The organism is Pseudomonas sp. PDM22 (assembly GCF_014851965.1).
Lineage (GTDB): Bacteria > Pseudomonadota > Gammaproteobacteria > Pseudomonadales > Pseudomonadaceae > Pseudomonas.
Genome location: NZ_JACVAR010000009.1, coordinates 269,975 through 276,837, shown reverse-complemented (window position 1 = coordinate 276,837; position 6,863 = coordinate 269,975). Strand labels below are relative to the sequence as shown.

The window sequence follows — 6,863 nt, the reverse complement described above, 5'->3', positions numbered from 1 at the left end:
TGGCTGAGGGCTTCATCGCCGCTGAAGGCCAGGACATCCAGAGGCGCATCGACGTCCCTGACGCTGAAGGTATGACGGCTGTGGTCGAAGAAGCGGTGGGCGGCATCGATGAGCATGGCGGGCGTCCGTTCCGGGGAGAGCGTCGATCCCACCAGTTAGGCTGCGGCCTTGTCAGTCAGCCCCGTCCGAGAAGTCCGTATGACCGGTCGCGGATCATGCCCAAGCCAGAATTCCCCCGTCCAGCCTGTTCGTCGAACGGTTCAGAGAAGTCTCCGCCCCGCCCAGCCACCCGCTAATCCCGCATCGAAGTGCGTCAGGCCTTGGCAGGCGCCGCTGCGCCGTTCAGGAACAGCTGCTCCAGCACAGTCGCCGAACTGGAGCTGGCCGCACGTCCGCGCCGCTCCGCATCGACCATGCCGTAGATCATCGAGAGGAAGAGTTCGGTGAACACCGCCGCGGTGACGTCGATGCGCAGCACGCCGGATTGCTGGCCGCGGAGGAAGAAGGCATCCAGCGCATCACTGTAGGACTGCCAGCGACCGTCCATGCACGGGTCAAGGCTGTCGGGGCTGTACTGGAACATCAGGAAGACCAGCACCTCGCGGTGCGTCAGGTGCTCCTGGATCAACTTGCGCAACGCCGTCAGGGGCTCGGCGCTCTCCAGCTCGCAATTGCTGACGACCTGATTGAGCACGCGCTCGCCGTAACTCATGAGCATCTCCACCAGATTGTCGCGCGTGCCGCAGAAGCGGTGCAGCGTCGCCTTGCTCACCCCTGCCGACTCTGCGAGCTCCTTCAGCGTCGCCCGCGGGCGGTCGACGATGGCGGCGGCAAGCGCCTTGAGGAGTCGTTCATCATGGGCAGTCAGGGACATCAGCGGGCCTCGGGTCGGTGACCGGTCAGAGGGTCAAGGGAAAGGTGGGATGGGGAGCATTGTGCAGAAAAAGTCCCAACCTACCAAAGGAAATGACACTTTTGCTCACACTTGTTTCACATGAGTCAATATTGACTCATTTTAGCTTCGGAAAGATCATACGCAACCTCTTAGAAAGACAGACCCCGGGTGAAACATGGGCAGGTTGCGTGCAGTAGGGACAATCAGTGCGCTGGTGACAGCGCTGGCACTGGCGGGTTGCGGACAATCCGGCGAGCCGCCGGCAGCTGTCGAGGCGGCGCGCCCGGTGGATGTGGTGGCGGTAGCGACCGAGCCTCTCACCCTGACCTCGGAGTTGCCGGGTCGTATCGAGCCGATGCGCGTCGCCGAAGTGCGCGCGCGGGTGGCGGGCATCGTGGTGCAGAAGCGCTTCGAGGAAGGCGCCGACGTGAAGGCCGGTGACCTGCTGTTCCAGATCGACCCGGCGCCGTTGAAAGCCGCGGTGTCCCGCGCCGAAGGAGAATTGGCGCGGGCCCAGGCCGCGCAGCAGGAAGCCCAGGCACGGGTGAAGCGCTACGAGCCACTGGTGAAGATCGAAGCGGTCAGCCAGCAGGACTTCGACACCGCCACCGCCGACCTGCGCAGCGCCCAGGCCTCGGTGCGCTCGGCCCAGGCCGACCTGGAAACCGCACGGCTGAACCTGGGCTATGCCTCGGTCAAGGCGCCGATTTCCGGGCGCATCGGTCGTGCGCTGGTGACCGAAGGTGCTCTGGTCGGCCAAGGCGATGCCACGCTGATGGCGCGCATCCAGCAGCTGGACCCGATCTACGCCGACTTCACCCAGCCGGTGGCCGATGCCCTGCGCCTGCGTGAAGCGCTCAAGAGCGGCAACCTCCCCGCCGGCCAGAGCCAGGCCCTGAGCCTGCGCGTCGAAGGCACCCAGTACGAGCGCCAGGGCGAACTGCTGTTCACCGATATCTCGGTGGACCGTGGCACCGGCCAGGTTTCGCTGCGCGGCAAGTTCGACAACGCCGACGGCCTGCTGCTGCCGGGCATGTACGTGCGCGTCACCGCCCCGCAAGGCACCGACGCCAAGGCCATCCTGGTGCCGCAACGCGCCGTGCAGCGCGCCACCGATGGCACCGCCCATGTGCTGGTGATCGGCGAAGGCAGCCGCGTCGAGACCCGCCAGGTGCAGACCGGCGCCATGCAAGGCTCGCGCTGGCAGATCAGCCAGGGCCTGGCCAGCGGCGACCAGGTCATCGTCGGCGGCCTCACCGGCCTGCAGCCGGGCGCCAAGGTCGAAGCCCGTCAAGCCCAGAAGCAACAGCAGCAACAGCAGGCGTCGCGTCAGTAAGGCGAGGATCGCCGCGAGGAATTCCCATGTCACTGTTCTTCATCAAGCGCCCCAACTTCGCGTGGGTGGTGGCGCTGTTCATTTCCCTGGCCGGCCTGCTGGCCATCCCGCTGCTGCCGGTGGCCCAGTACCCCAGCGTGGCGCCGCCGCAGATCACCGTCACCGCCACCTACCCCGGCGCCTCCGCGCAGGTACTGGTGGACTCGGTCACCAGCGTGATCGAGGAGGAGCTCAACGGCGCCAAGGGTCTGCTCTACTTCGAGTCCACCAGCAACTCCAACGGCATGGCCGAAGTGGTGGTCACCTTCCAGCCCGGCACCAACCCGGAGCTGGCCCAGGTGGACGTGCAGAACCGCCTGAAGAAGGCCGAGGCGCGCATGCCCCAGGCCGTGCTCACCCAGGGGCTGGAGGTCGAGCAGACCAGCGCCGGTTTCCTGCTGATCTACGCGCTCAACTACAAGGAAGGCTCCGCGCGCACCGATACCACCGCCCTGGGCGACTACGCCGCGCGCAACATCAACAACGAGCTGCGCCGCGTACAAGGCGTCGGCAAGCTGCAGTTCTTCTCCTCCGAAGCCGCCATGCGCGTGTGGATCGACCCGCAGAAGCTGGTCGGCTACGGGCTGTCCATCGATGACGTGGGCAACGCCATTCGCGGGCAGAACGTGCAGGTACCAGCCGGCAGCTTCGGCGCCTCCCCCGGCAGCACCGAGCAGGAGCTGACCGCCACTCTCGCCGTGAAAGGCACCCTGGACGACCCGGCGGAGTTCGGGCGCATCGTCCTGCGCGCCAATCCGGACGGTTCCACCGTCAAGCTGGCCGACGTAGCGCGCCTGGAAGTGGGCAGCGAGAGCTACAACTTCACCGCGCGCCTGGACGGCAAGCCCACCGTGGCCGGCGCCATCCAGCTCTCCCCCGGCGCCAACGCGCTGCAGACCGCCGCGCTGGTGAAGGAACGCCTGGCCGAGCTGTCGGTGAACTTCCCCGACGACGTCGAGTACTCGGTGCCCTACGACACCTCGCGCTTCGTCGACGTGGCCATCGAGAAGGTGATCCACACCCTGATCGAAGCCATGGTGCTGGTGTTCCTGGTGATGTTCCTGTTCCTGCAGAACGTGCGCTACACCCTGATCCCGGCCATCGTGGTGCCGGTGTGCCTGCTCGGCACGCTGACGATGATGTACCTGCTGGGCTTCTCGGTGAACATGATGACCATGTTCGGCATGGTGCTGGCCATCGGCATCCTGGTGGACGACGCCATCGTGGTGGTAGAGAACGTCGAGCGGATCATGGCCGAGGAAGGCCTCTCCCCGGCCGCCGCCACGGTCAAGGCGATGGGCCAGGTCTCCGGCGCGATCATCGGCATCACCCTGGTGCTGTCGGCGGTGTTCATGCCGCTGGCATTCATGGCTGGCTCCGTAGGCGTGATCTACCAGCAGTTCTCCCTGTCGCTGGCGGTGTCGATCCTGTTCTCCGGCTTCCTCGCCCTGACCTTCACCCCGGCGCTGTGCGCGACCCTGCTCAAGCCGATCCCCGAAGGTCACCACGAGAAGCGCGGCTTCTTCGGCGCCTTCAACCGTGGCTTCAACCGGCTGACCGAGCGCTACACGCTGCTCAACACCGCGCTGGTGAAACGTGCCGGGCGCTACATGCTGATCTACGCCGGCATCGTCGCCCTGCTCGGCTACAGCTACCTGCGCCTGCCGGAATCCTTCGTGCCGGTGGAAGACCAGGGCTACATGATCGTCGACATCCAGCTGCCGCCGGGCGCCACCCGTGCGCGCGCCGACGTCACCGGCCAGGAGCTGGAGCAGTTCCTCAAGTCCCGCGAGGCCGTGGCCTCGTCCTTCCTGGTGATGGGCTTCAGTTTCTCCGGCATGGGCGAGAACGCCGCGCTGGCCTTCCCGACCTTGAAGGACTGGTCCGTGCGTGACAAATCGCAGTCCGCCGAGGCGGAAACCGCGGCGATCAACGAACGCTTCGCCGGCATCAGCGACGGCGCGATCATGGCCGTGACCCCGCCGCCGATCGACGGTCTGGGCAACTCCGGCGGCTTCTCGCTGCGCCTGCAGGACCGCGCCGGCCTCGGCCGCGAAGCGCTGCTGGCGGCCCGCGACCAATTGCTCGGCGAGGCCAACGGCAACCCGAAGATCCTCTACGCCATGATGGAAGGCCTCGCCGAAGCTCCCCAGCTGCGCCTGGAGATCGACCGCGAGAAGGCACGCACCCTGGGCGTCAGCTTCGAGTCCATCAGCAGCGCGCTGTCCACCGCGTTCGGCTCCTCGGTAATCAACGACTTCGCCAACGCGGGTCGCCAGCAGCGCGTGGTGGTGCAGGCCGAACAAGGCGACCGGATGACCCCGGAAGCCGTGCTCAAGCTCTACGTGCCCAACAGCGCCGGCGAGCTGGTGCCGCTGTCCGCCTTCGCCAGCACCCGCTGGGAAGAAGGCCCGGTGCAGCTGGCGCGCTATAACGGCTACCCGTCGATCCGCATCTCCGGCGACGCCGCCCCGGGCGTGAGCACCGGCGAAGCCATGGCGGAAATGCAGCGTCTGGTCAGTGAGCTGCCGGCCGGCATCGGCTACGAGTGGACCGGCCTCTCCTACCAGGAGAAGGTCGCCAGCGGCCAGGCCACCCAACTGTTCGCCCTGGCGATCCTGGTGGTGTTCCTGCTGCTGGTGGCGCTCTACGAGAGCTGGGCGATCCCGCTATCGGTGATGCTCATCGTGCCCATCGGCGCCCTCGGCGCGGTGCTGGCGGTGACGGTCACCGGGCTGCCCAACGACGTGTACTTCAAGGTCGGCCTGATCACCATCATTGGTCTTGCGGCGAAGAACGCGATCCTCATCGTCGAATTCGCCAAGGAACTCTGGGAACAGGGCCACAGCCTGCGCGACGCCGCGATCCAGGCCGCGCGCCTGCGCTTCCGCCCGATCATCATGACTTCCATGGCCTTCATCCTCGGCGTGGTGCCGCTGGTGGTCGCCAGCGGAGCCGGCGCCGCCAGCCAGCGCGCCATCGGCACCGGGGTGATCGGCGGGATGCTCAGCGCCACGCTGCTGGGAGTGATCTTCGTGCCCATCTGCTTCGTCTGGATGCTGTCGCTACTGCGTCGCCAACCCAAACCTGCGCATCAACCCACGGAGGCCGCGCAATGACCACCCTGCGCAAACCTGCCTTTACCGTCAGCAGCCTGCTGCTGGCGATGGTCCTGGCCGGATGCTCCATGGCGCCCACCTACGAGCGCCCCGAAGCACCGGTGGCACAGAGCTGGAGCGGCCCCGCCGCCCAGCCCGGTGCCGCGGCCAGCAACCTCGACTGGCAGAGCTTCATCGTCGACAGCGAACTGCGCGAACTGGTGAACGTCGCCCTGGACAACAACCGCTCGCTGCGCCAGACCCTTCTGGACATCGAACAGGCTCGCGCGCAGTACCGCATCCAGCGCGCCGACCGCGTGCCCGGCCTGAACGGCGCCGCCAACGGCAACCGCCAGCGGCTGCCGGCTGACCTGTCCAACAGCGGTAGCTCGGCGGTGAGCAGCAGCTACCAGGTCGGCCTGGCGCTACCCGAATACGAGCTGGACCTGTTCGGCCGGGTGAAGAGCCTGACCGACTCCGCGCTGGAGCAGTACCTCTCCACCGAGGAAGCCGCCCGCAGTGCGCGCATCGCGCTGATCGCCGAGGTCAGCCAGGCCTATCTCACCTACGACGGCGCCCAGCGCCGCCTGCAGCTGACCGAGCAGACCCTGGCAAGCCGCGAGGATTCACTGAGCCTGATCAGCCAGCGGCGCACCGCAGGCGCGGCCACGGCGCTGGACTATCAGGAAGCGCTCGGGCTGGTCGAACAGTCCCGCGCCGAGCTGGAAAGCAATGCGCGGCAGAAGCAGCAGGCGCTCAATGCCCTGGTGCTGCTGCTCGGCACATCCGACGCGGCCAAGCGTATCCCGCAGGTGCCGCAGGACAAGCCCATGCTGATCCAGGACATCGCGCCCGGCACTCCGTCGGAGCTGATCGAGCGGCGCCCGGACATCCTCGCCGCCGAGCATGTGCTCAAGGCGCGCAACGCCGACATCGGCGCGGCCCGCGCGGCGTTCTTCCCGCGCATCAGCCTGACCGGCAGCTTCGGCACCTCCAGCGCGGAGATGTCCGGGCTGTTCGACGGCGGCTCGCGCTCGTGGGGCTTCGTGCCAACCCTGTCGCTGCCGATCTTCGATGCCGGCCGCAACAGCGCCAACCTCGACCTGGCCAAGGTGCGCAAGGACTCCGCCGTGGCCGCCTATGAAGGCACCATCCAGACGGCGTTCCGCGAAGTCGCCGACGCCCTCGCAGCGACCGACACCCTGCGCCGCGAGGAAGCCGCACGGCGGGCTCTGGCCAACACCACCAACGAAACCCTGAAACTGGCCAAGGCGCGTTACGAAGGCGGCGTCGACAGCCACCTGCGCTACCTCGACGCGCAGCGCAGCAACTTCGTCAACGAGTCGGCCTACATCGAGACCAGCACCCAACGGCAGATCGCCCTGGTGGACCTGTTCCGCGCCCTCGGCGGCGGCTGGGGCAAGGACGAACTCGCTGCCCACCGCTGATCGGCCTGCAGCTGTAGCAGCCCATGGACCTGGCCACTCGGGTCCAT

Annotated in this window: 4 protein-coding genes; 3 read left to right on the top strand and 1 reads right to left on the bottom strand. The window is 67.2% G+C overall.

Annotated features, from left to right (window positions below; translation table 11 throughout):
* Nucleotides 1-313: 313 nt before the first annotated feature.
* Nucleotides 314-874 carry a TetR/AcrR family transcriptional regulator gene (locus IB255_RS27415; protein ID WP_151186908.1) on the bottom strand — a complete coding sequence of 187 codons (561 nt, stop codon included), beginning with the start codon at nt 872-874 and terminating at the stop codon, nt 314-316.
* A gap of 196 nt (nt 875-1,070) precedes the next feature.
* Here IB255_RS27415 and IB255_RS27410 point away from each other — a divergent pair, with 196 nt between their 5' ends.
* From IB255_RS27410 to IB255_RS27400, 3 genes are read left to right on the top strand one after another with little or no spacing between them, the layout of a single operon-like run.
* Complete coding sequence (locus IB255_RS27410; RefSeq protein ID WP_192211126.1) at nt 1,071-2,231, top strand: MexC family multidrug efflux RND transporter periplasmic adaptor subunit; 1,161 nt, start codon at nt 1,071-1,073, stop codon at nt 2,229-2,231.
* 26 nt (nt 2,232-2,257) lie between these two features.
* Nucleotides 2,258-5,389 (top strand): efflux RND transporter permease subunit, encoded by a 3,132-nt coding sequence (locus tag IB255_RS27405; protein ID WP_081517047.1) that lies wholly within the window; start codon nt 2,258-2,260, stop codon nt 5,387-5,389.
* Nucleotides 5,390-5,394: 5 nt separating this feature from the next.
* A complete protein-coding gene (locus tag IB255_RS27400; protein ID WP_081517077.1) occupies nt 5,395-6,816 on the top strand; it encodes an efflux transporter outer membrane subunit in 1,422 nt (473 codons plus the stop codon).
* The last annotated feature ends 47 nt before the right edge of the window (nt 6,817-6,863 follow it).

What these genes read in the sequence shown, in the direction of transcription:
- IB255_RS27415 (WP_151186908.1), bottom strand. Translation starts at nt 874, where the DNA reads ATGTCCCTGACTGCCCATGATGAACGACTCCTCAAGGCGCTTGCCGCC.
- IB255_RS27410 (WP_192211126.1), top strand. Translation starts at nt 1,071, where the DNA reads ATGGGCAGGTTGCGTGCAGTAGGGACAATCAGTGCGCTGGTGACAGCG.
- IB255_RS27405 (WP_081517047.1), top strand. Translation starts at nt 2,258, where the DNA reads ATGTCACTGTTCTTCATCAAGCGCCCCAACTTCGCGTGGGTGGTGGCG.